This window comes from Lentilactobacillus diolivorans DSM 14421 (genome assembly GCF_001434255.1).
GTDB classification, from domain to species: Bacteria; Bacillota; Bacilli; order Lactobacillales; family Lactobacillaceae; genus Lentilactobacillus; species Lentilactobacillus diolivorans.
In genome coordinates this window covers 1-2,134 of sequence record NZ_AZEY01000054.1, presented here as the reverse complement: position 1 = coordinate 2,134, position 2,134 = coordinate 1, and the positions used below count along the sequence as shown (strand labels likewise).

General features: G+C 41.9%; 2 protein-coding genes. Both read left to right on the top strand.

What is annotated here, in order from left to right; all coding sequences use genetic code 11:
* Nucleotides 1-104 precede the first annotated feature (104 nt).
* Complete coding sequence (gene istA, locus FC85_RS05630; protein WP_003555353.1) at nucleotides 105-1,328, top strand: IS21 family transposase; 1,224 nt, start codon at nucleotides 105-107, stop codon at nucleotides 1,326-1,328.
* Nucleotides 1,329-1,337: 9 nt separating this feature from the next.
* Entirely contained in the window at nucleotides 1,338-2,075 is a 738-nt protein-coding gene (istB, locus tag FC85_RS05625; RefSeq protein WP_003555349.1) for an IS21-like element helper ATPase IstB, read from the top strand.
* Nucleotides 2,076-2,134: the final 59 nt, after the last annotated feature.

Here is a 2,134-nt window from a genome sequence, read left to right as displayed (position 1 = left end):
TGTAAAAGGCACCCGTAAAATGTAGGAAAACGGCAGGTTAGAACTGTTGGTTTTCCTACATTTTTTGTATCATGAATCACATCAGAGTGTAGGAGGAATTTGATGTGAGACGTGATTTAAGAGAAGGAGTGACGATTTACGTGACTGAAAATATTAAGCCTAACTTCGCCGAGATTGCCCGGCAATATAATGTTGATTATCGAACCGTTAAGAAAGCCTATGAGGAAGTCAAAGCTGGACTTAAGGGCCGACCAAGTGGTCGACCGAAACGGCCAAGTTTACTGGATCCATTCAAGCAAACCATCGATTCAAAGCTTGAACTAAATTGTTCGGCTGCTTCAATTTTTAAATTTATCCAGAAGAAGGGCTTTACCGGCAGCTATACCCTCGTGAAAGATTATTGTCGCCAAACCCGCCGAGAACGAGTTAAGAAAGCTACCATTCGGATTGAACATTCCCCTGGTCTCTCTGCTCAAGTTGACTGGAAAGAAGAAATGGCCCTAGTGAGCAGCGAGGGTGAGCTGTTTAAATTCAATATTTTCTTGTATGTATTGCCTTATTCAAAACTCAAATATATGACACTAACCTTTGATCGGAGCCAAGATACCCTCTTTTCTTGCTTACACGACGCTTTCCTTCATACCGGAGGTATTCCGACGGAAATCTGGTTTGATAATATGAAAACCGTTGTGGATCATACAAAATCCCAGTTTGGCCACGCTGTCTTTAACGAACGGTTCCACGAATTCTGTAAAGATGCCGGTTTCACACCAATTGCTTGTCGACCATTCAGACCACAAACTAAAGGTGCAGTTGAAGCCCTTGCTCGCACGGTTGAACGTTTACGGCCATACAATACTGAATTTGCTGATGGAACTGAGCTAATCGAACTAGTTCATATGCTCCGAGATGATCTAAATCATGAAACTTCGCAGGCCACGGACGAAGTCCCGTACCTGAAATGGTTAGACGAAGAAAAAGAGTACCTTCATCGCGTTCCAGTTAATCTCCTTGAACCATACTTCGAAGAAAACATTACCCGTGTCGTTTCGAAGGAGGCCATGATCAATTTCCGCAAATGTAAGTACTCAGTAGATCCGCGATACATTGGTTGTACGGTTGCTGTTGAAATCTCCAATGATGAGCAGCGCATCCACATTTATTATAACGGAGAAGAAATTCGTACGCACTCCATAACTACCAATTCGCTGAATTATGACCCCCAAGATCAGTTCAATATCCTCAAATCTGATTTGCTTAAAGGGCGGACAGATGAAGACATTTCAGCTTACATTCGTGAACATATGACTGATTACGACAACTTATAGGAGGCTACCATGACCACTAATAATCAAATTCTTTTAAATAATCTTGAGCGCTTAGGGTTAAACAAAATCCGTGAATACTTGCCGAATTACCTTGATCAAATTCACACTGATAATCTGTCATTAACTGAGGCGCTAATTGATTTAACTAATTCGGAACTCCAGAATCGACACGAAGGTCAGATTGCACGGGCCATTGGCCGTGCTCGGTTCCCCAATACAAAATCCCTAGATACATTTGATTTTAGCTTTCAACCCAGTATTAATCGCCAAGAGGTTCTGGAATTCCAGAATCTGGCTTTTATGGAAAAGTCTGAAAACTTAATCTTTATTGGCAATCCGGGAGTCGGTAAAACCCACTTGGCAATTAGTATTGGGATTGAGGCCTGTAAACAGGGCTGTCGGGTTCTCTTTATTAATTGTCATGAGCTGTTGATTAGATTGAGAGCAGCTTACGAAAAAGGACTGCTTGATCGATCTCTAAGCCGCTATTCGCGCTATGACCTATTAATTATTGATGAAATTGGGTATTTGCCAATTGGTCACCAAGAAGCTAACCTCTTATTTCAGCTAGTCAATGCCCGCTATGAAAAGCATTCAACGATCATTACCAGCAATAGTGATCTATCCGCTTGGGTTGATATTTTCCAGAACCCAACTGTGACAGCAGCCATTCTCGATCGCTTGGTTCATCATGTTCACGTAGTGAAGATCACTGGTAAATCTTACCGATTACGTGGCCTCAAGTAACTGCCGAAAACCTACATTTCTTTCTGCCGAAAACCTACATTTTTAAACTGCCCTTGACA

Coding starts and splice junctions, on each gene's coding strand:
- istB (WP_003555349.1), top strand. CDS start 1,338: ATGACCACTAATAATCAAATTCTTTTAAATAATCTTGAGCGCTTAGGG.